At 66.9% G+C, this 20,707-nt stretch carries 15 protein-coding genes and 1 riboswitch; of the genes, 8 read left to right on the top strand and 7 right to left on the bottom strand.

Annotated features, from left to right (window positions below):
* Positions 1-185: riboswitch (cobalamin riboswitch) on the bottom strand.
* A 42-nt stretch (positions 186-227) separates the two neighbouring features.
* Entirely contained in the window at positions 228-1,214 is a 987-nt protein-coding gene (gene cobD / locus U6115_RS17105; protein ID WP_043574082.1) for a threonine-phosphate decarboxylase CobD, read from the bottom strand.
* Positions 1,207-2,145: an adenosylcobinamide-phosphate synthase CbiB gene (gene cbiB, locus U6115_RS17100; RefSeq protein WP_043574080.1), complete on the bottom strand. Its 939-nt coding sequence runs from the start codon at positions 2,143-2,145 to the stop codon at positions 1,207-1,209. Before cbiB ends, cobD begins: the two co-directional genes overlap by 8 nt.
* Positions 2,146-2,278: 133 nt before the next feature.
* Here cbiB and U6115_RS17095 point away from each other — a divergent pair, with 133 nt between their 5' ends.
* Positions 2,279-3,745 (top strand): cobyric acid synthase, encoded by a 1,467-nt coding sequence (locus tag U6115_RS17095; protein ID WP_043574177.1) that lies wholly within the window; start codon positions 2,279-2,281, stop codon positions 3,743-3,745.
* 1 nt (position 3,746) lies between these two features.
* On the opposite strand, the gene U6115_RS17090 is transcribed toward U6115_RS17095, so the two are convergent.
* A complete protein-coding gene (locus tag U6115_RS17090) occupies positions 3,747-5,891 on the bottom strand; it encodes a putative bifunctional diguanylate cyclase/phosphodiesterase (protein WP_043574077.1) in 2,145 nt (714 codons plus the stop codon).
* 141 nt (positions 5,892-6,032) lie between these two features.
* Here U6115_RS17090 and U6115_RS17085 point away from each other — a divergent pair, with 141 nt between their 5' ends.
* From U6115_RS17085 to U6115_RS17075, 3 genes are read left to right on the top strand one after another with little or no spacing between them, the layout of a single operon-like run.
* Positions 6,033-9,734: a response regulator gene (locus U6115_RS17085; protein ID WP_043574074.1), complete on the top strand. Its 3,702-nt coding sequence runs from the start codon at positions 6,033-6,035 to the stop codon at positions 9,732-9,734.
* A complete protein-coding gene (locus U6115_RS17080; RefSeq protein ID WP_146008459.1) occupies positions 9,731-11,431 on the top strand; it encodes a chemotaxis protein CheB in 1,701 nt (566 codons plus the stop codon). The genes U6115_RS17085 and U6115_RS17080 overlap by 4 nt, the downstream gene beginning before the upstream one ends.
* On the top strand, positions 11,428-13,890 hold the full coding sequence (locus tag U6115_RS17075; protein WP_052257999.1) for a response regulator: 2,463 nt from the start codon (positions 11,428-11,430) through the stop codon (positions 13,888-13,890). The genes U6115_RS17080 and U6115_RS17075 overlap by 4 nt, the downstream gene beginning before the upstream one ends.
* Before the next feature lie 10 nt (positions 13,891-13,900).
* Here U6115_RS17075 and U6115_RS17070 read toward each other — a convergent pair whose 3' ends face one another.
* The 3 genes from U6115_RS17070 to U6115_RS17060 all read right to left on the bottom strand — a co-directional run bounded on the left by U6115_RS17070 (position 13,901) and on the right by U6115_RS17060 (position 16,238).
* Positions 13,901-14,659 (bottom strand): 3'(2'),5'-bisphosphate nucleotidase CysQ, encoded by a 759-nt coding sequence (locus tag U6115_RS17070; protein ID WP_043574072.1) that lies wholly within the window; start codon positions 14,657-14,659, stop codon positions 13,901-13,903.
* Positions 14,660-14,768: 109 nt separating this feature from the next.
* On the bottom strand, positions 14,769-15,782 hold the full coding sequence (locus tag U6115_RS17065; protein ID WP_043574070.1) for an alpha/beta hydrolase: 1,014 nt from the start codon (positions 15,780-15,782) through the stop codon (positions 14,769-14,771).
* Positions 15,783-15,812: 30 nt separating this feature from the next.
* Positions 15,813-16,238 (bottom strand): organic hydroperoxide resistance protein, encoded by a 426-nt coding sequence (locus U6115_RS17060; protein WP_043574068.1) that lies wholly within the window; start codon positions 16,236-16,238, stop codon positions 15,813-15,815.
* A gap of 111 nt (positions 16,239-16,349) precedes the next feature.
* Here U6115_RS17060 and U6115_RS17055 point away from each other — a divergent pair, with 111 nt between their 5' ends.
* Positions 16,350-17,198, top strand: a complete 849-nt coding sequence (locus tag U6115_RS17055) for an AraC family transcriptional regulator (protein ID WP_043574065.1) — start codon at positions 16,350-16,352, stop codon at positions 17,196-17,198.
* A gap of 87 nt (positions 17,199-17,285) precedes the next feature.
* Here the strand turns inward: U6115_RS17055 and fabI are convergent, their stop codons facing one another.
* Positions 17,286-18,071, bottom strand: coding sequence for an enoyl-ACP reductase FabI (fabI, locus tag U6115_RS17050; RefSeq protein ID WP_043574063.1), 786 nt, complete (start codon positions 18,069-18,071; stop codon positions 17,286-17,288).
* A gap of 214 nt (positions 18,072-18,285) precedes the next feature.
* Here fabI and trxA point away from each other — a divergent pair, with 214 nt between their 5' ends.
* The 3 genes from trxA to U6115_RS17035 all read left to right on the top strand — a co-directional run bounded on the left by trxA (position 18,286) and on the right by U6115_RS17035 (position 20,703).
* Positions 18,286-18,615: a thioredoxin TrxA gene (trxA, locus tag U6115_RS17045; RefSeq protein ID WP_197465998.1), complete on the top strand. Its 330-nt coding sequence runs from the start codon at positions 18,286-18,288 to the stop codon at positions 18,613-18,615.
* 129 nt (positions 18,616-18,744) lie between these two features.
* Complete coding sequence (gene rho / locus U6115_RS17040) at positions 18,745-20,001, top strand: transcription termination factor Rho (RefSeq protein WP_043574056.1); 1,257 nt, start codon at positions 18,745-18,747, stop codon at positions 19,999-20,001.
* 90 nt (positions 20,002-20,091) lie between these two features.
* The gene (locus U6115_RS17035) at positions 20,092-20,703 is read left to right on the top strand and encodes a trimeric intracellular cation channel family protein (RefSeq protein ID WP_043574174.1); all 612 of its coding nucleotides are present in this window, start codon (positions 20,092-20,094) and stop codon (positions 20,701-20,703) included.
* Positions 20,704-20,707: the final 4 nt, after the last annotated feature.

Below are 20,707 nucleotides of genomic sequence, written 5' to 3'. Positions count from 1 at the left end.
GCGTCGACACGTATGACGGCCGGTCTCCTGGCTCGCGCGTCGCCGTCCGGGCGCCGCCTTCCCGACCTTGCTAAGGGCCAGTGGCGTCAGGCGTGGACTCTGCGCTTACAGTTGCGGGGGCAGCCGCGGTTTTTCACCGCGTTCCCGTTTCACCCTCTAGGGGCACCGTCATGATGGAATCGGATGATACGTGACAAAAACCGGGCTGTGAACATCAGTAGTTTTGATTAAAACCGATTCCAGTCCGCTAGCGCCTGTTCCAGCCGCACCCAGTCCTGATCGGTTTTGGGCAGGCCGAAGCGCAGGCTGGGGATGGATTCGAAGTAGCGGGTCAGGATGCCGCGGCCGGCCAGGTAGCGGTGCGTCGCCAGGCTGTGCGCATCCGGCACCCATTGAAACAGCTCGGAGCCGCCGGCCGGCGGCAGGCCGTGCCGCTCCAGGCAGCGTTGCAGTCTTGAGCTGTCGCGCTGCAGCTTGCTGGCCATGTCCCGCTGCCATTCCACATCTCGCAGCGCCAGCTTCACCGCCTCGCGCGCTGGGCCGGCCACCGTCCATGGCCCCAGCTCCTCGGCCAGCGCCTGGAGCAGCTCCGGCCAGCCGAAGACGAATCCGGCGCGCGCGCCGGCCAGGCCGAAGAACTTGCCGATCGAGCGCAGCACGATCAGTCCCGGCTTGCCGATGTGCGGCAGCATGCTGTCCTCCGGGGCCGCGTCCAGAAACGCCTCGTCCACCACCAGCCAGCCGCCGCGCGCGGCCAGCCGCTGCCGCCAGCTTTCCAGCAGCGCCGCATCGAAGCGGTCGCCGGTGGGGTTGTTGGGATTGCACAGCAACACCACGTCCAGTTGGTCTATGCCGGCGGCCAGCTCATCCGGCGACAGGCGGAACAGCTGGTGCCCGCGCTTCTGCCAGTGGTGGGGGTGCTCGGCGTAGCACAGCGCCAGCATGCCGACGCGGCAGGGCGCGCGCAGCCTGGGCAATAACTGGATGGCCGGCTGGGAGCCGGCCACGGCCAGCAGCTTGTCGCTGCCGTAATAGTCGGCGGCCGCCGCTTCCAATCCGTCGCCGTTCTGCGGCAGCCGCAGCCAGCTGTCGGCCGACAGCGGCGGCACCGGCCAGCCGTTGGGATTGACGCCGGTGGACAGGTCCAGCCAGTCGCCGGCCGGAATGCCGTATTCGGCCGCGGCGCGCAGCAGGCCGCCTCCGTGTTCAAGCATGGATCGCTCCGATCAAGATGGCGGCCGCCAGCGACAGCCCGGCCCACAGCCACATGCCCCGGTTGACCAGCCGCACCGCGCGGCCGATGTCTTCATGCGTGGGGGTGGGACCGCAACCGAGCGGCGGACGTTCCTTCCATTGGCCGTGATAGCGCGCGCCGCCGCCCAGGCTGACGCCCAGCGCGCCGGCGCCGGCCGCCATCACCGGGCCGGCGTTCGGGCTGTACCAGGTCGGCGCCTGGGCGCGCCAGCAGCGCCAGCCGTCGGCGGCACGGCCCAGCAGCAGGTAGGTGAGGGCGGCCAGCCGAGCCGGGAGATAGTTCAGCACGTCGTCGAAGCGGGCGGCGGCCCAGCCGAAATGCAGGTAGCGCTCGTTCTTGTAGCCCCACATCGCGTCCAGCGTATTGGACAGCCGGTACAGCACCGCGCCCGGCGCGCCCAGAACCAGAAACCAGAACAGCGCGGCGAAGACGGCGTCGCTGCCGTTTTCCAGCACCGACTCGATCGTTGCGCGCGCCACGCCGGCTTCATCCAGCTCGCTGGTGTCGCGGCTGACTATCCAGCCCACCCGTTCACGGGCCAGGGCCAAGTCGCCGTCGGCCAAGGCTTTTCGCACCACTTCGGCGTGCTGGGCCAGGCTCCGAGCGCCGACGGCCAGATACAGCAGGGCGATGGGAACGATGGCGCCCAGCCACGGCAGCCTCGCCAGCCCCCAGGCGATCAGCGTGGGCGGGGTCAGCAGCAGCGCGATGGCTGCAGCGCCGCGCAAGCGCATCCGCCAGACCGGCTCAGCCTGTGGCGCGGCCGGGTAGGCCAGCCGCTCCATGGCTTTGACCAGCCGGCCGAAGCCGACCAGCGGATGCCAGCGCGGCGGCTCGCCCAGCAGACGGTCCAGCAGCAGCGCGATCGGCAGAAACAGTGCGGAATTCAACGAACAGCCCTATATAATGGCCGGCCGCCGCTCAGTATTATCCAATGCGCAATTCTGTCGCGCTTTGGGCGGCCGGAATGAATCAAGCCGCCATTCTAAGCGTTGTCAGCCATCCATGCGCAGGGAGATCGCCATGACCGCCAAAACCATCATGATCCAGGGCGCCACGTCCGATGCCGGCAAGAGCGCGCTGGCCACCGGCCTGTGCCGTTTGCTGGCCCGGCGCGGCGTGCGGGTGGCGCCGTTCAAGCCGCAGAACATGGCGCTCAACAGCGCGGTGACGGCGGACGGCGGCGAGATCGGCCGCTCGCAGGCGGTGCAGGCGCTGGCCTGCCGCGTGGAGCCGCACACCGACATGAACCCGGTGCTGCTCAAGCCCAACAGCCACACCGGCTCGCAGGTGATCATCCAGGGCCGCGCCATCGGCAATATGGAGGCGCGCGGCTATCACGGCTACAAGCCCGTCGCGATGAAGGCGGTGCTGGAGTCGCACGCCAGGCTGGCGGAACAATATCAATGCATCGTCGCCGAGGGCGCGGGCAGCCCGGCGGAGATCAATCTGCGCGACGGCGACATCGCCAATATGGGCTTCGCCGAGGCGGTGGACTGTCCGGTGATCCTGGTGGCCGACATCGAACGCGGCGGCGTGTTCGCCCACCTGGCCGGCACGCTGGCGCTGCTGTCCGAATCGGAGCGCGCCCGGGTGGTCGGCCTGGTGATCAACCGTTTCCGCGGCGATCCGTCGTTGCTGAAGACCGGCGTCGACTGGCTGGAGCAGCACACCGGCAAGCCGGTGCTGGGCGTGCTGCCCTATCTGTACGACCTGCACCTGGAGGCCGAGGACAGCATGGGTCTGGACAAGCTCGGCGGCGCATCGGGCGGCGGCGACAAGCTGCGCGTGGCCGCGCCCGCCGCGCCGCGCGTCAGCAATCACACCGATTTCGATCCGCTGCGCCTGCATCCGCAAGTGGAGTTCACCCTGGTGCGCGCAGGCGAAACCATTCCGCCGGCCGACCTGATCGTGCTGCCCGGCAGCAAGAACGTGCTGGCGGACCTCGCCTGGCTGCGCGCCCAAGGCTGGGAGGAGGCGATACGCCGCCATCTGCGCTACGGCGGCAAGGTGCTGGGCATTTGCGGCGGCCTGCAGATGCTGGGCAAGAAGCTGCACGATCCGGATGGATTGGAAGGCGAGCCGGGCAGCGGCGACGGCCTGGGCTGGCTGGACATGGAAACCACGCTGGCGCCGGAGAAGCGGCTGACGCGGATGCGCGGCCGGCTGACATTGGGCGACGCCGAGGCCGCCGGCTACGAAATCCACATGGGGGTGAGCCAGGGGCCGGCCCTGGCGCATCCCGCCGTTCGGTTTGACGATGGCTCGGTGGATGGCGCGCGCTCGGAAGACGGCCAGATCTTCGCCACCTATCTGCACGGCGTGCTGGACGAACCGGCCGCCTGCCAGGCCATCCTGCGCTGGGCGGGGCTGAAAGAGCCGGAAGCGTTGGACTATCCGGCGCTGCGCGAGGCCAATATCGACAAGCTGGCCGACATGCTGGAGAAGCATCTGGATCTGGCGCTCATCCGCGACTGTCTGCCGCGCTGAGCTAGAAGTATTCGACGCCGGGCCGCGGCGACTGGTCCGGCCTTTGCAGGATGAAGGCTTCCACCTGCGCCGCCGGCAGCGGCTTGCACAGCAGATAGCCTTGCACCACGTCGACGTGGATGCTGGTGAGGAAGGTCAGCTGCTCATCGGTTTCCACGCCTTCGGCCACCACCTGCAGGCCCATCCGGTGCGCCAGATAGGCGATGGTGTCGCACAGGGCGGTGTCGCGTTCGTCGCTGGAAATATTGCGGATGAACGATTGGTCTATTTTAAGCGTGTCCAGCGGGAAGCGGGTGAGGTAGGCCAGCGACGAATGGCCGGTGCCGAAATCGTCTATCGAACTGAGCACGCCCATCTGGTGGAATTGCCGCATCATGTCTATCGACTGCTGCGGCGACAACATCGCGCAGGACTCGGTGATTTCCAGCTCCAGGCTGCTGGGCGGGATGCCGGTTTGCTTCAGGATGCCGGCGACGAATTCCGGCAGCTCGTGGTCGGTGAATTGCGCCACGCTCAGGTTCACCGCCATGCGGATGCGGGTTGGCTCCTTGGCCTGCCAGCGGCTGAGCTGCCGGCAGGCTTCCTGCAGAACCCAGCGTCCCAGCGGCAGGATCAGGCCGGACTGTTCGGCGATCGGGATGAACTGGGCCGGCGGGATCATACCCTTCCGCGGGTGTTGCCAGCGCACCAGCGCCTCCACGCCCACCACCCGGCCGCTGGCCAGCTCGATCTGCGGCTGGTAGTGCAGCACCAGCTGGTTTTCCTCGATGGCGTGGCGCAGCTCCTTTTCCAGCTCCACCCGTTCCCGCATCTGCTGGCTGAGGGCCGCCTCGAACACCTGGACGCGGCGCTTGCTTTGCTGCTTGGCCTTGTACAGCGCCATGTCGGCGTTGCGCAGCAGTTCCTGGCCGCTGGCGCCGTGTTCCGGACCCAGGCTGACGCCTATGCTGACGGTGATGTTCAGCGTCATCTCGTCGATGATGAACGGGCGGGACAGGGCCTCCAGCGCCTCGTCGGCCGCCTGTTCCGCTTTTTCGCGGCTGTGGATCCCGCTGAGCACCGCCACGAATTCGATGCCGGCCAGCCGCGAGATCAGATTGCCGGCGCCGGCCAGCCGGCGCAGCCGTTCCGCCACTTCGCACAGCAGCAGGTCGCCGACGCTGTTGCCGTAGACGTCGTTGATGGACTTGAAGTCGCCCAGATCGATCAACAGCATGGCGAAACCCTGCAGATTGGCTTCCTGGCGGATGTTGAACAGATTGTCCAGCTTCTCCAGCAGGCCGCTCTGGCTCAGCAGGCCGGTCAGCGCGTCGAAATAGGCCAGGCGGTTGATCTTTTCCTGAGCGGCGACGCGGGGCGAGATGTCGATGTAGCTGACGCGCAGCAGGCGGCCGGTTTCGCTGGGCAGCTTGCTCAGCCGCACTTCGCAGGGCATGTTGCTGCCATCGGGCCGGGCGATGACGCGCTCGAAAACCTGCACCTCGCCTTTCATCGCCCTGGCGGCGTGCAGGCGCACGCTTTCGGCAGTAGGCAGTCCGTCCGGTTGTTCCGGCGAATACAGCTGCACCGGCGTCATGCCGATCAAGTCCTTCTGCTGCCGGCCAGTCAGCGCCTCGGCCTGCTGGTTGGCGTCGACGTAGCGGCTGCTGTCCAGGTCGTACACCATGATGGCTTCCGGCGCTTGTTCGATCATCGCGCGAAAGCGCTGCTCGCTCAGCCGCAGCGACTCGGTTTTTTCGTCCACCAGCTTGCTCAGGCGCTTTTTCAGCCGGGCGAGGTCCAGGTGGGTGTTGACGCGCGCCAACAGCTCGCTGCGCTCGAACGGCTTGCCGATGAAGTCCACCGCGCCGGCGGCGAAGCCGTCCACCTTGGCCTGGGTGTCGGCGATGGAGCTGAGGAACAGGATGGGGATGTCGCGGGTGCGGGAGCTGGCCTTGAGCTGGCGGCATACCTGCAGCCCATCCATGTCCGGCATGCTGAAATCCAGCAGGATCAAATCCGGAGGATGCTTGCGCACCAGTTCCAGCGCCTCGGCGCCGCTCTGCGCGGAGCTTGCCTGATAACCCTCGGTGGACAATAGCGCCAAGAGCATCATCAGGGTTGTCATGGTGTCGTCAACCACCAGAATGTCGCCTGGCGCCGGCATCGGCTTCCTCCCTGTTCATGCTATTCCGCTTAACAGCCTGCCTCCAGTCTAGTTCCTTTTTAAAGCCTTAGTAGTTTCGCTGATTGTCTAAACTGCAAAATTGAATGCGGCGCCGCGCAGGCCTTATCCGGAGAGACTCGCATGAAACTCACTGTCGGCAAGAATATGGCCTTGCTGGTGGCCACCGCTTTGCTGGGATTGGCCATGCTCACCGCGCTGGAGCAGTATTTGCTGGAGAAAGTCTACGACGGCGCCAATTTCGGCAATATCAACGCGGTGCCCAGCTTGAAAGTATTGGGCGAGCTGCGGCGCGCTTTTCTGGAAGTCAATATCCAGGTCGGCCGCCTCGATTACGACGAGGACCGGGCTTTGCGGCTGAAGATAGAGCAGCGGCTGCAAACCGCCCGCGAACAAGTCAGCGACGCCATCCGCAGTTATGAAACCAATGGCTGCGATGGGGGCAGCTGCTTTGCCGACGCGACCGACAAGGATTGGCTGGAGCGGGAAAAACCGGTGTGGCAGAAATTCCAGTCCGTTCTGGAGCCCATTCTCGCCATTCGCGGCAACGACGCGCAAAGCGTCGCCAACGTTCATCAGATGCTGCTGGCGCTGGACCCGCTGTCCATCCAGCTGCAAAAAATGATAGACGGCCATATCGACTACAACATGGTGATCGCCCGCAAGTTTTCCGATGAGGCGGCGCAGACCAAGCGCGGCGCCATTCAGCTGACGCTGGTCATCAGCGCGGCGATGTTGCTGGCGATTGGTTTGTTGGGCTGGCTGACCAGCCGTTCCATTCTCAGCCGGCTGGGCGGCGAGCCGACCGAAGCGGCCGATATCGCCTCCCGCTTGGCTGAAGGCGACCTGAGCATGGACATCCGGCTGCGGGAGGGCGACGGCAACAGCCTGATGGCCAGATTGCAGGAACTGGTCGACGCGCTGGACAGGCTGGCCAGCCGGGCTTACGCGATCGGCCAGGGCGACCTGAGCCAGGAGGTGCAGCTGGCGTCGAACCAGGACAAGCTCGGCATCGCCATCAACGAGATGATACGGATGCTGCGCGGCGCCCGCAGCGAGGACGAGCGCCGCAACTGGCTGAAGGACGGCTATGGCCAGATATCCGCGGCGCTGACTGGGGACCTGACCACCGAGCAGCTAGCCGACTCGGCCATCGGCATGATAGGCCGCTACCTGGACGCCGGCCGCGGCGTGTTCTACCTGTACCAGGAGTCTGAACAGGTGCTGCTGCTGATCGGCAGTTATATGTATACCGAACGCAACCACATCGGCGCCAGCTTCCAGCTGGGCGAGGGCGCGGTGGGGCAGGTGGCGCGCGAGAGAAAGCCCATCATCCTCGAGGTGTCGAATGAAGACGTGGCGCCCATCGTCACCGGCACCCTGCTGGAGACGCCGCGCTTTACCTACACCTACCCGCTGCTGCACGAAAAAGAGCTGGTCGGCGTGATAGAACTGTCCAGCTTCGAGCGTTTCGACGACAAAAAGCAGGAGTTCCTGGCCAATGTCGGCGGCATGCTGGCGTCTTTCCTGTTCGTCGCCGAGCAGCGCGCGCACATCCGCAAGCTGCTGGCGGCCAGCGAAGCGTCGGAAAAGGAAATGCGGCAGCAGAGCGAGCAGCTGCGCGAGAGCAACGCCAGGATGGAGGAGCAGCAGCAGTTGCTGCAGCAGCAGGCCGAGGAGATGCAGCAGACCAATGCTCAGATGGAAGAAGCGCAGCAGCTGCTGCGCCAGCAGACCGAGGAGCTGCAGCAGACCAACGCGCAGATGGAGGAGTCTCAGCAGCAGCTGGAGCAGCAAAACCTGGAGCTGGACGAGGCGCGGCGGCAGCAGGAGGCCAAGGCCAGGCAGCTGGACCAGGCCAGCCAGTACAAATCGGAATTCCTGGCCAATATGTCGCACGAGCTGCGCACGCCGCTCAACTCCATCATCCTGCTGTCCAAGATGATGGTCAGCGACGAGGACGGCAAGGTGGAGGGCGAGGCGCTGAAGTGGGCGCAGGTGATCCACCGCTCCGGCGAAGACCTGCTGCGGCTGATCAACGACGTGCTGGACCTGTCCAAGGTGGAGGCCGGCCGCATGGACGTGCACCTGTCGCCGGTGAGCAGCCGCGATCTGTGCTCGGAATTGCAAGGCATGTTCGAACACGTGGCGCGGGACAAGGGCCTGAGCTTCACAGTGGAGGACGAGCTGCGGCGGCACTTCGTGTCCGACCCCGACAAGCTGTCGCAAATCCTGCGCAATCTGCTGACCAACGCCATCAAGTTCACCCGCCAGGGCGGCGTCACCTTCCGCCTCAGCCATCATCCCGACCAGCCGCTGCCGATCCGGCTGAGCGTCCGCGACACCGGCATCGGCATCCCCGAGGAAAAGCGCAATGTGATCTTCGAAGCCTTCCAGCAGGCCGACGGCTCCACCTCGCGCGAGTTCGGCGGCACCGGCCTCGGCCTGACCATCAGCCTGCGCTTCGCCCAGATGCTGGGCGGCACCATCGAGCTGCTGAGCGCGCCGGGCGAGGGCAGCGAGTTCATCGTGCTGTTGCCGGAGGCCGGCGCGGCGGCCGAGCCGCAGCCGGGCCACGCGGCCAGCCATCCGGCAGCCGCGCCGCGCCCGCGGCTGGACGCGCCGGGCGACGACCGCGGCGCGGTGAGCCCCGGCGACCGCATCATCCTGCTGATAGACGACGACCCGGTGTTCGGCCAGATGCTGGTCGGCATGAACCGCCGGCTGGGCTACAAGACGCTGCTGGCGCAGAACGGGGCCGATGGGCTGGCTCTGGCCGGACAGTACCGGCCGCACGGCATTCTGCTGGACCTCGGCCTGCCTGACATGGACGGCGCGCAGGTGCTGCATGAAATCAAGACCCGGCCGGCGCTGTCCAGCCTGCCGGTCTACATCGTTTCCGCGCGCGACCGCGACGAAGCCTTGCTGCAGCAGGGCGCCATCGGCTTCTTGAGCAAGCCCGCCGCCGACCACCTGCTGGCAGCCGCCGAGGCGACGCTGATCAGCGCGGTGGGCAGCAAGGGCGGCGAGCGCATCCTGGTGGTGGAAAACGGCGGCATCCGCGGCGACGAGGTGCAGTCGCTGCTGGGCCGCGACGGCGGCGCCATCGTGGCGGCCGCGCCGGACGCCGACTGGCCGGCGCTGTTGCGGCAAAAGCCCTGCCAGCTGGCCATCATCGACTTGGGCGCCGGGCCGGCGGCCGACGCGCTGGTGACGGCGGCGGCGCTGCGCGAAGCCGACGCCGCGATCTCGCTGGTGTTTTACGCCGACAGCCATCCCGGCGACGAGGAGGAGGCGGCGCTGCGCGCCTATTCCGATTGCGTGATCGTCAAGGCGCCGCAGGCCGGCCAGCGGCTGATGGAAAACGTGGAGCGCTTTTTGCAGGACGTGCCCAGACAGCACGCGGCGCGCAAGACGCCGGCGGCGGGCGGCGACAGCAAGCTGCTGTCCGGCAGGCGGATCCTGGTGGTGGACGACGACCCGCGCAATCTGTTCGTGATCACCGCCGCGCTGGAGCGGCACGGCGCCAAGCTGTTTTCCGCGGTCAACGGCCGGCGCGCGCTGGAGTTTCTGCCGCAGCAGCCGGTGGACCTGGTGCTGATGGACATCATGATGCCGGAAATGGACGGCTACCAGGCGATCGCGGCCATCCGCGCCGACCCGGCGCTGGCCGCCATCCCGGTGGTGGCGATCACCGCCAAGGCGCTGCCGGCCGAGCGCGAGAAGATCCTGGCCACCGGCGCCGACGACTACCTGTCCAAGCCGGTGGATTACGACGTGCTGGTGGCCAAGGCGGCGCAGTGGTGCGCGGGGCGCAAGACGTGAGCGTCAATCTCCAGCATCAGGGCGAACTGTGCCGGGCGGCGATCCTGGGCCGGCTGGACGCCGCCGACGAGCGCGCGGCCTTGCAGGAGCTGCTGCGCGGCCCGGCCGACGACATGCTGGAGCTGTGCTTCTACGACGCCGACCTGCTGCCCGCGGAATTGATCGCGGCGTTGGCGGCCAGGCTGGACTCGGGCGGCAAGCTGAAGATCGTCGCCTACCACGCGCTGCTGGCGCACAGCCTGATGCGGCTGGGGCTGCCGGTGCGGCAGGTGTCCGCCCAGCCGCCCGCGGCCGGGGAGCGGCCGCCGCTGCGGGCGCTGGCGCTGGCGGGATCGGCGCTCAGCCTGGAGCGCATCCTGCACATCGTCGAACATCTGCCCTTGTCCGATATGGTGGTGTTCGTCGCCCAGCATGTGCAGGAAAACCAGATCAATCTGCTGGATCAGCTGCTGAAATCGCGCACCGAATACCGGGTGCTGATGCCGCAGCATCTGACGCCGGCGCAAGCCGGCACGCTGTATGTGGCGCCGCCCGGCCACCACATGCGGGTGGCGCACGGCCTGGTCTACCTCACCCGCGACCGGCAGATCCAGTTCGCTCGGCCGTCGATAGACGCGTTGTTCGAATCGCTGGCCGGCGAATACGGCGACGGCGTGCTGGCGGTGCTGCTGTGCGGCTACGGCAGCGACGGCGTGGACGGCTGCGCCGCCTTGCGCGCCGCCGGTTCCTGCGTCATCGTCGAGGACGGCGACGAATGCGCGCCGGCGCGGGTGATGCCGGACAACGCCCGCAACGCCGGCCATTACGATTTCCTCATGAAGCTGCCGGCCATCGCCAGCGTGGCGGCCGCGGCGGCGATGGGCGACGCCGCCAGGCCCGACGGCGCGCTGCTGGAATTGTTCCTGCAGGCGCTGGTCAGCCATTACGGCTACGATTTCCGCCATTACCAGCGCGAAAGCCTGAAGCGGCGCATCGTCAATCTGATGGGGCAGTTCAATCTGCGCGGCTTCGCCGAATTCCAGCGCGCGGTCTTGTGCGACGCCGCCCTGTTCGAGCGGTTGTGCGCCGAGCTGCCGGTGGGCGTCACCAGTTTTTTCCGCCACCCGGCGCAGTTGAAGCAACTGCGCGAGGAGATCCTGCCCTATCTGGCCAGCTTTCCGATGATCAAGCTGTGGTCGGCCGGCTGCTCCACCGGCGAGGAGGCGTATTCGCTGGCCATCGTGCTGGACGAGCTGGGCCTGCTCGACCGCAGCCATCTGTTCGCCACCGACCTGAATCCCTATCTGCTGGAGCTGGGAGCGAGCGGGCTGTTTCCCAGCGCGCCGCTGGCGCTCAACCGCCAGCACTACCTCGCCAGCGGCGGGCCCAGGCTGTTCGACGCCTATCTGGCCGGCAACGGGCGCTACCTGGCCATGGACGACAGGCTGCGCCAGCGCATTCTGTTCCACCGCCATTCGCTGACCGACGAAGGCATCTTCAATGAATTCCAGCTGATACTGTGCCGCAATGTGCTGATCTATTTCGACGCCGAACTGCAGCGCCAGGTGCTGCGCCGCTTCGCCCGCTCGCTGCACGCGGAGGGTTTTCTGGCGCTGGGGCCGCAGGACGGCTTGCACCGGCTGGCGCTGGAGGAGGGCTTCGAGCCCTGCCGCGGCGGCAGCCATATCTATCGCATCGGCAGGAGCGCGGAAGCATGAGCAAGCGGTTTGCCATCCTGGTGGTGGACGACAACGAGAGCAACCGGGTGACGCTGCGGGCGCTGCTGTCCCGCCTGTCCGGCTGCGAGGTGCTGGAGGCGGGGTCGGGCGAGGACGCGCTGCTGCGCACGCTGGAGCGCGATGTCGACCTGATTTTGCTGGACGTTCAGATGCCCGGCATGGACGGCTTCGAGACCGCCAGCCATCTGCAGATGACGGAACGCACGCGGGGCATTCCCATCGTCTTCGTCACCGCCATCTTCAAGGCCGAGGAGTTCATCGGCCGCGGCTATGGCCTGGGCGCGGTGGACTACCTGATGAAGCCGCTGGACGACAACCTGCTGCTGAACCGGGTGCGGATGTACCAAACCCTGCACGACCGCGAGGCGGCGCTGGAAAAACGCCGCCTGGCGCTGGAAGAGGCCAATGGCCAGCTGCAGCAGGCGCTGGGCGAACTGCGGCGCCAGTCGGTGGCGCTGTCCGAGGCGCGCGACGCCTCCGAGGCGGCCAATCGCGCCAAGAGCGAATTTCTGGCGGTGATGAGCCATGAGATCCGCACGCCGCTCAACGGCGTGATCGGCATGGCCGACCTGCTATTGAAAACCCGGCTGGACGAGCGCCAGCGGCATTACGTCAACGTGGTCCACCGCTCCGGCGAAAACCTGCTCAGCATCATCAGCGACATCCTGGACTTTTCCAAGATCGAGGCCGGCAAGTTCGAACTGGACCGCCAGCCTTTCTGCCTGAGCCTGTTGGTGGAGGAGATCGTGGAGCGGCTGGCCCCGGTGGCTTACGGCAAGGGGCTGGAGCTTTTGTGCGCGCAGCCGGCGTCGGCGGTGGAGGTTATAGGCGACAGCAAGCGGCTTGGACAGGTGCTGACCAATCTGATCGGCAACGCCATCAAGTTCACCCAGGCCGGCCAGGTGGTGGTGCGAGTGGCGCTGGAGGAGCGCGGCGAGCGGGAGACGACCTGCCTGGCCAGTGTGGAGGATACCGGCATCGGCATCACGCCGGAGCAGCAGAGCCGGCTGTTCCAGCCCTTCACTCAGGCCGACAGCTCCACCACGCGCCGCTTCGGCGGCACCGGCCTCGGGCTGGTGATCTCGCAGCGGCTGATGGCCATGATGGGCAGCCGCATCGAGCTGGCCAGCCAGCCGGGCGTGGGCACCCGCTTCCATTTCCGGCTGACCCTGCCCAATGGCCCGCAAACCCAGCCGCCGCCGCCGCCGGTCGAGCGGCTGAGCCGGCTGCGGGTGCTGGTGGTCGACGACAACGCCACCAATCTGGAAATCCTGGAGCAGCAGCTGACGGCCTGGCATTGCCGGGTATGCGCGCTGCAAAGCCCGCTGGCGGCGCTGGACCGGCTGGCCGAAGCGAAGGGAGAGCAGCAGTTCGACCTGGTCTTGTCCGACATGATGATGCCGGAGCTGGACGGGTTGATGTTCCTGTCTCAGGCGCGGCAGCGGCTGGGCGAGGCGATGCCGCCCGCCATCATCCTCAGCTCGGCGGCCGATGACTTCCAGCAACTGAAGGACGCCGCCAGCCTGGCGCGCCAAGTACTGACCAAGCCGCTGCGGCGCTCGGAGCTGTACAACGCGCTGATCCAGGCGCGCGAGCCCGACGCCCAGCCGGCCGGCCGCGAGCCGGCGCGCCAGGAGCGCGCGTTCGGCAAGCTGAGCGGCCATGTGCTGCTGGTGGAGGACAATCTGGTCAACCAGGAAATGGCGCAGGCGATGCTGCAGAACATGGGCTGCAGCGCCAGGGTGGCCAGCAACGGGCAGGAGGCGCTGGCTCTGCTGGGCGAGGAAAAGTTCGACCTGGCGCTGATGGACTGCGAGATGCCGGTGATGGACGGCTGGCAGACCACCCGGGCGATACGCGACAAGGAGCGAGGCGCCGACGCGCGCCTGGCCATCGTGGCGCTGACCGCCAACGCCGGCCTGGGCGACAAGGAGCGCTGCCTGCAGGCGGGCATGGACGATTACCTGGCCAAGCCGTTCACGCAGCGGGAATTGGCCGCCACGCTGGCGCGCTGGCTGCGCGCGGCGGGCGAAGAGGCCGCGCCGGAAGTCGAGGCGCCGGCCGAAGCCTCGGTGGCCGGCGGCGAGTGGATAGAGCCGCAGGTGTTGCAGGCGATACGCGACATCCGCGCCGGACTGCTGCCCAGGATGCTGGAGGCCTGGATGCAGGAGTGCCCGGGCATTCATATGGCGGTGCACGAGGCGGTGAAGAAAGCGGACGGCGGCGAGCTGTTCCGCACCGCCCATTCGCTGAAGAACAGCGCCAGCAGCGTCGGCGCGCTGCAGCTGGCGGCGCTGTGCGCGACGCTGGAGCAACTGGGCCGCGCAGGCGATCTGCCGGCGGCCGCCTGCCTGATCGACCAGCTCGACCAGGCTTTCTATTACTCGATGGAGGCGTTGAAAAAGCTGCTGGCGGCCGATCCGCCGCCGTCCGCCTGAGCGGCGGCGCTCAGGCGGATTCGGCCTGGGCGCGGGCGATGGCGTCCAGCAGCGCCGGCGCCAGTTCGCGCCGGCAGATCAGCAGGTCGGGCATGAAGGGATCGGGCTGGTTGTAGCGGCAGGGGCTGCCGTCCAGCCGCGACGCGTGCAGGCCGGCGGCCAGCGCCACGCCGACCGGCGCGCAGGAGTCCCACTCGTATTGCCCGCCGCTGTGCAGATAGGCGTGGGCTTCGCCGCGCAGCACCGCCATCGCCTTGGCGCCGGCCGAGCCCATCGGCGCCAGTTCGGCGCCCAGCATCCCGGCCACGCGCTCGGCGATGGCCGGCGGCCGGCTGCGGCTGACCAAGATCCGGATCGGACCCGGCGGCGCGCCGGCCAGCGCCGGCGCGGCGGTGGAGAACAGCTGGCCCAGCGCCGGCAGGGCCACCGCGCAGGCGGTGGGCAGGCCGTCTTCGGTCAGCGCCACATGCACCGCCCAGTCGGAGCGATCGCGCTCGCGCTCGCTGTATTCACGGGTGCCGTCCAGCGGGTCGATGACCCAGACCCGGCGCAAGCGCAGCCGGGCGTCGTCGGGCGCCGACTCTTCCGACAGCAGGCCGTCATCGGGCCTGGCCTGGCGCAGCAGATGCGCGATCAACGCGTCGGATTTGGCGTCGCCCAGCGCGCCCAGCGCCTTGTCGCCGGCGGTGTTGCCTTGCCGCAGCTGGTTCAGCAGCTCGGCAGCCTGGGCCGCGATATCGGCGGCCAGCTGATGGTCGTTGTCGGGCATGTCGTCTGTCGGTGATCCATTCCAGGGTTGGCCGGCGGGAAAATCCGGCGCGCGGCGATGTAGTGATACACCGCTTCGCGCCGCCGGGCAATGCCAACGTGCTGGGTTGTCAGCGCAGGCGCATTTTCAACTCCTCGCTGGCCTGGTGCAGCGCCGCGCGGGTGGCCGGCAGGCCGGACAGCGCGTTGAGCAGGCCGAAGTCGTGGATCATGCCGTTGTAGCGGGTGGCGACCACGTCTACGCCGGCGGCGTCCAGTTGGCGGGCGTAGGCCTCGCCCTCATCGCGCAGCACGTCCTTTTCCGCGGTCTGGATCAGCGCCGGCGGCAATCCGCGCAGTTGCGCCGGCGCCGCCCGCAGCGGGGAGGCATAGATGTCGCTTCGCTGCCGCGGGTCGGGCGTGTAGGCGTCCCAGAACCATTTCATCATGTTCCGGGTCAGGAAGTGGCCATCGGCGAATTCGCGATACGAGGCGTCTTCGAAGTCGGCATCGGCCACCGGCCAGAACAGCACCTGGGCGCGCAATGCCGGGCCGCCGCCGGCTTTGGCCATCAGGGCGACCGCCGCCGCCATATTGCCGCCCACGCTGTTGCCGGCCAGCGCCAGCCGCTTGCCGTCCACCTGGATTGCCGCGCCGTGTTCCGCCACCCATCGGGTGGCGGCGTAGGCTTGGCGGATGGCCACCGGGTAGCGGGCCTCCGGCGACGGCGTGTAGTTGACGAAGACCGCGGCGGCGCCGGAGTCGGCCACCAGGTCGCGGACGAAGCGCTCGTGGGTGGGGTAGTCGCCCAGAATCCAGCCGCCGCCGTGGAAGAACATGAAGGCGGGCAGCGCGCCGCGGACGCCTGCCGGGCGCACCACGGTGAGCTTCAGCGGCTGGCCGTCGACGGAGATGATTTTCTCGCTGACGTCCGCCGGCGCCAGTTTGGCGCCTTTTTGCGCGCGGGCCAGCGCATCGCGCGCCTCGGCCGGCGACAAGGTTTCCAGCGGCTGGCCGCCGCCTTGGGCCAGGGTTTCGAGAAAAGCCTGGGTATGGCGTTCCACTCCGGGGCTGCCGGCGGCCAGCGCGGAGCCGGCGCAAAGCGCGGCGAGCGACGCCGCGACGATATGGAGCTTGGTTTTCATGAGGGTTCTCCGCTTGGGGATGGGCGCGGCTCAGGCGAGGCGCAGGCGCACGTCGAGGTTGTTGCGGGTAGCGTGCGAATAGGGGCAGACCACATGGGCCTTTTCCACCAGCGCCTGCGCGGTTTCCGGCGGCAGGCCGGGCAGCGAGATCAGCAACTCCGCCTCGATGGCGAAGCCGGTGGGCACGGTGCCGATGCCGACAGAGGCGGCGATGCTGGCGGCGGCTGGCAGCGCGACTTTCTCCCTGGTGGCGACGAATTTCAGCGAGCCGAGGAAGCAGGCGGCGTAGCCGGCGGCGAACAGCTGTTCGGGATTGGTGCCGGGGCCGCCGGCGCCGCCCAGTTCGCGCGGCATGGACAGCTGGACGTCCAGGGCACCGTCGGAAGAGGCGGCATGGCCTTCGCGGCCGCCGGCGACGGTGGCGTGGGCGCGGTACAGGATGGTGTCGATCGACATGGGGTGCTCCTTTGCATGTTGGCGAATGGCTGGTGCCGGTTGGCAGAACGAACTTTACGCTTGGGTTGAGTACTAAAAGTCACGTAAAGTATCGAAAACTTGATATGGAGTATGAATGTGGCCGACGCATGCACCGATAGGCTGGAGGCTTTGTTGAATCACTTTCCGGTGCGCGCGCGGATGTTCCATTCCGGAGCCTTGTGCGGCGTCACCGATTTCGCCGCGCCGGGCGAGGGCGGCCAGTTGCACCTGATCCGCTCCGGCGCGCTGGAGATCATGCGCGCCGGCCAGCCTGCGCTGCGGGTGGACGTGCCCAGCCTGCTGCTCTACCCCCGGCCGGTGGCCAGGCGTTTCGTCGCGGACGCCGGGCGCGGCGCCGATCTGGCTTGCGCGGAGCTGAGTTTCGACGGCGGCGCTGACAACCCCATCCTCGGGGCGCTGCCGGAAATGGTGTGCCTGCCGCTGGCGGCCATCGCCGGCGCCGACAGCGTGCTGGCGCTGCTGTTCGAAGAGGCGTTCGGCGCCAACTGCGGCCGCCACGCGTTGGTGGACAGGCTGTTCGAGGCGGTGCTGATCCTGGTGCTGCGGCAGTTGATGGAAAGCCGGCAGGTACAGGGCGGCATGCTGGCCGGGCTATCCCATCCCCGGCTGCGCAAGGCGCTGGCGGCGATGCACGCGCAGCCGGGGCGGGCGTGGCCGTTGGAGGCGCTGGCGGAGCTTGCCGGAATGTCGCGCAGCGTTTTCGCCGGCGCGTTCCGCGACGTGGTGGGCAGCACGCCCGGCGCTTATCTGCAGGCCTGGCGCGTCCGGCTGGCGCAGCAGGCGCTGCTGCGGGGCCGGCAGTTGAAGATGATCGCGAGCGAGGTGGGGTATGGCAGCGAGGCCGCGCTGTCGCGGGCGTTCAAGGCGCAATGCGGTTTGACGCCGCGGGAGTGGCGGCAGGGGCGGCTGGCGGATTGAGCGGGAGCCGCGGGCAATGCGAAGCGGGGCAAACCCTGATCCAGGATTGCCCCGCTTCGCATCGCCATCCGCCGGTTGGCGGGAAGCTTATTCCGGCACGTTCAGCGCGTTGATGCTGTAGCCGGCGTCCACGTAGGTGATTTCGCCGGTGATGCCGGACGACAGGTCCGACAGCATGAAGGCGGCGGCGTTGCCGACTTCCTCAGTGGTCACGTTGCGGCGCAGACAGGCCTGGCTGGAGGCCATGTTCAGCAGCTTGGAGAAGCCGGAGATGCCGGAAGCGGCCAGCGTTTTGATCGGGCCGGCGGAGATGCCGTTGACGCGGATGCCTTCCTTGCCCAGGCTGGCGGCCATGAAGCGCACCGACGCCTCCAGGCTGGCCTTGGCCAGGCCCATCACGTTGTAGTTCGGGATCGCGCGCACCGCGCCCAGGTAGGACAGGGTCAGCAGCGAAGCCTTGCGGCCCTGCATCATCGGGCGCGCGGCCTTGGCCAGCGCCGGGAAGCTGTAGGACGATACGTCGTGGGCGATCTGGAACGCTTCGCGGCTGAGCGAATCCAGGAAATCGCCTTCCAGCGCCTCGCGCGGGGCGAAGCCGATCGAGTGCACCAGGCCGTCCAGGCCGTCCCACTCCTTGGCCAGCTCGACGAAGAGCTGGTTGATTTCGTCGTCATTCTGCACGTCGCAGCGGAACACCAGCTTGGAGCCGAAGTCGGCCGCCATTTCGCGGACGCGGTCCTCCAGTTTGTCCACCACGTAGGTGAACGCCAGCTCGGCTCCTTGCCGGTGACAGGCTTGGGCAATGCCGTAGGCGATCGAGCGGTTGGAGATCATGCCGGTGATCAGGATTTTCTTGCCTTGCAGAAAGCCCATTTGGAGTCCTTCTCATATAAACAGTGGGGCATTATACCGAATGATGGCCGTTTTCAGCACTTGCCGAGTGGGAGGCGGCGCGGACCCGGAGGCCGCTGCGGCGCGCAAAGCCCCTTGGCGAGCGGGGATTTTCGCCGCGGTTTGACCGGTTGCCGCGGCCGCCGCCGCTTGTTACCATCGGGAATTAAGCAGGCTTGAATCCATTAGCGAGGAAATCATGAGCGATCTCATCCACCATGTAAGCGATAACTCTTTTGAACAGGAAGTGCTGCAGTCCGATCTGCCGGTGCTGGTTGACTACTGGGCGGAATGGTGCGGTCCGTGCAAGATGATCGCCCCGATCCTGGACGAAGTCTCCAAGGAGTACGAAGGCCGCCTGAAAGTCGCCAAGCTCGACATCGACCAAAACCAGGCCACGCCGCCGAAATTCGGCATCCGCGGCATCCCCACCCTGATGATCTTCAAGGGCGGCCAAGTGGTGTCCACCAAGGTCGGCGCGCTCACCAAGAGCCAGCTGACGGCCTTCGTTGACAGCAACATCTAAAGCGTCTATTCTCCACGCACAATCTTCAAGACGGGTGGCATAAAATTCAGGCCGCCCGTTTCGTTTCCGCTTCCACACCCTCAAATTAGCGTTCCGCCTAATTGTTACCGAGTCGACCTCACGACCGCTATGCACTTATCTGATCTCAAACATCTTCACGTATCCGAACTCGTTGAAATGGCCATTTCCAACGAGATTGACGGGGCCAGCCGGCTGCGCAAGCAGGATCTGATTTTCGCGCTTTTGAAAAACCAGGCCAAGAAAGGCGAGAGCATTTTCGGCGAGGGTACGCTGGAGGTGTTGCCGGACGGTTTCGGTTTCCTGCGCAGTCCGGATACTTCGTATCTGGCGGGGCCGGACGACATCTACGTCAGCCCGTCGCAGATCCGCCGCTTCAATCTGCATACCGGCGACTCCATCGAGGGCGAGATCCGCACCCCGAAGGACGGCGAGCGCTATTTCGCGCTGGTGAAGGTGGACAAGGTAAACGGCGAGGCGCCGGAGAATTCCAAACACAAGATCCTGTTTGAGAACCTCACTCCGCTATTCCCCACCGAACAATTCAAACTCGAGCGCGACATCCGTGCCGAGGAAAACATCACCGGCCGCATCATCGACCTGATCGCGCCGATCGGCCGCGGCCAGCGCGCGCTGTTGGTGGCGCCGCCGAAGTCCGGCAAGACGGTGATGCTGCAGCATATCGCCCACGCCATCACCGCCAACCATCCGGACGCGGTGCTGATCGTGCTGCTGATCGACGAGCGTCCGGAAGAAGTGACGGAAATGCAACGCTCGGTGCGCGGCGAAGTGGTGTCCTCCACCTTCGACGAGCCGGCCACCCGCCACGTGCAAGTGGCGGAAATGGTGATCGAGAAGGCCAAGCGCCTGGTCGAGCACAAGAAGGACGTGGTGATCCTGCTGGACTCCGTCACCCGCCTGGCCCGCGCCTACAACACCGTGGTGCCGGCTTCCGGCAAGGTGCTGACCGGCGGCGTGGACGCCAACGCGCTGCAACGCCCGAAGCGCTTCTTCGGCGCCGCGCGCAATGTGGAAGAGGGCGGCAGCCTGACCATCATCGCCACCGCGCTGATCGACACCGGCAGCCGCATGGATGATGTGATCTACGAAGAATTCAAGGGCACCGGCAACTGCGAAATCCACCTGGACCGCAAGATGGCGGAAAAGCGCATCTTCCCGGCGATGAACATCAACCGCTCCGGCACCCGCCGCGAAGAGCTGCTGATCCCGCAGGACCAGCTGCAACGCATCTGGGTGCTGCGCAAGCTGCTGTACCCGATGGACGACCTGGAGGCGATGGAGTTCCTGCAGGACAAGATCAAGGCCACCAAGTCCAACCAGGCCTTCTTCGACTCGATGCGCCGCTGAGCGCCGTAGTCGCGAAACATGCCAGACCATGCCGGTCTGGCATTTTTTTTGGTACATTGAGGCATGGAATGGAGCGGCCGGTTTTTCCAGATGGAGTGGTTTTCGGCGATCGGCACCGCGGCTTTCGCCTTTTCCGGCTACCTGGTGGGGATACGCAAGCGGCTGGACCTGCTCGGCGTTTCCATCGTGGCGCTGGTGACGGCTATCGGCGGCGGCGTGATCCGCGACCTGCTGGTCGGACGGGTGCCGCTGGTGTTCTACGATTACACCAACCTGTTCATCATCGCCGGCGCGGTATGGATCGCCTGGCTGGCCGGCCTGCACCGGCGCAAGAGCCGCACGCTGGAGCGGCTGTTCATCGTCGCCGATTCGCTGGGGCTGGTGGCCTTCAGCCTGGCCGGCGCCCAGGTGGGGCTGCTGTTCGGCCTGAACGCCTTCGGCGTGGTGTCGTTGGGTTTCGTCACCGCGGTGGGCGGCGGCGTGGTGCGGGACATGATGGTCAATGAAGTGCCCTTCATTCTGCATCGGGATTTCTATGGCACGGTGTCGATACTGGCGGCCGCCGGATTGTTTCTGGCCGACCGGCTGGGCTGGGTCAGCGTCGCGTCGTTGCAGGCGCTGTTCTGGTCCGGACTGGCGCTGCGCCTGTTGGCGCACCGAAATGAAATGACCTTGCCGACGCTGGGCGGGCGCGGGCGGTAAAAGG

The organism is Chromobacterium subtsugae (genome assembly GCF_035919665.1).
Lineage (GTDB): Bacteria > Pseudomonadota > Gammaproteobacteria > Burkholderiales > Chromobacteriaceae > Chromobacterium > Chromobacterium subtsugae.
Note: the sequence above shows the minus strand (reverse complement) of the source record. Positions and strands in the feature narration are given on the sequence as shown.

Coding starts and splice junctions, on each gene's coding strand:
- cobD (WP_043574082.1), bottom strand. CDS start 1,214: ATGCTTGAACACGGAGGCGGCCTGCTGCGCGCCGCGGCCGAATACGGC.
- U6115_RS17095 (WP_043574177.1), top strand. CDS start 2,279: ATGACCGCCAAAACCATCATGATCCAGGGCGCCACGTCCGATGCCGGC.
- U6115_RS17090 (WP_043574077.1), bottom strand. CDS start 5,891: ATGCCGGCGCCAGGCGACATTCTGGTGGTTGACGACACCATGACAACC.
- U6115_RS17085 (WP_043574074.1), top strand. CDS start 6,033: ATGAAACTCACTGTCGGCAAGAATATGGCCTTGCTGGTGGCCACCGCT.
- U6115_RS17075 (WP_052257999.1), top strand. CDS start 11,428: ATGAGCAAGCGGTTTGCCATCCTGGTGGTGGACGACAACGAGAGCAAC.
- U6115_RS17070 (WP_043574072.1), bottom strand. CDS start 14,659: ATGCCCGACAACGACCATCAGCTGGCCGCCGATATCGCGGCCCAGGCT.
- U6115_RS17065 (WP_043574070.1), bottom strand. CDS start 15,782: ATGAAAACCAAGCTCCATATCGTCGCGGCGTCGCTCGCCGCGCTTTGC.
- U6115_RS17060 (WP_043574068.1), bottom strand. CDS start 16,238: ATGTCGATCGACACCATCCTGTACCGCGCCCACGCCACCGTCGCCGGC.
- U6115_RS17055 (WP_043574065.1), top strand. CDS start 16,350: ATGAATGTGGCCGACGCATGCACCGATAGGCTGGAGGCTTTGTTGAAT.
- fabI (WP_043574063.1), bottom strand. CDS start 18,071: ATGGGCTTTCTGCAAGGCAAGAAAATCCTGATCACCGGCATGATCTCC.
- rho (WP_043574056.1), top strand. CDS start 18,745: ATGCACTTATCTGATCTCAAACATCTTCACGTATCCGAACTCGTTGAA.
- U6115_RS17035 (WP_043574174.1), top strand. CDS start 20,092: ATGGAGTGGTTTTCGGCGATCGGCACCGCGGCTTTCGCCTTTTCCGGC.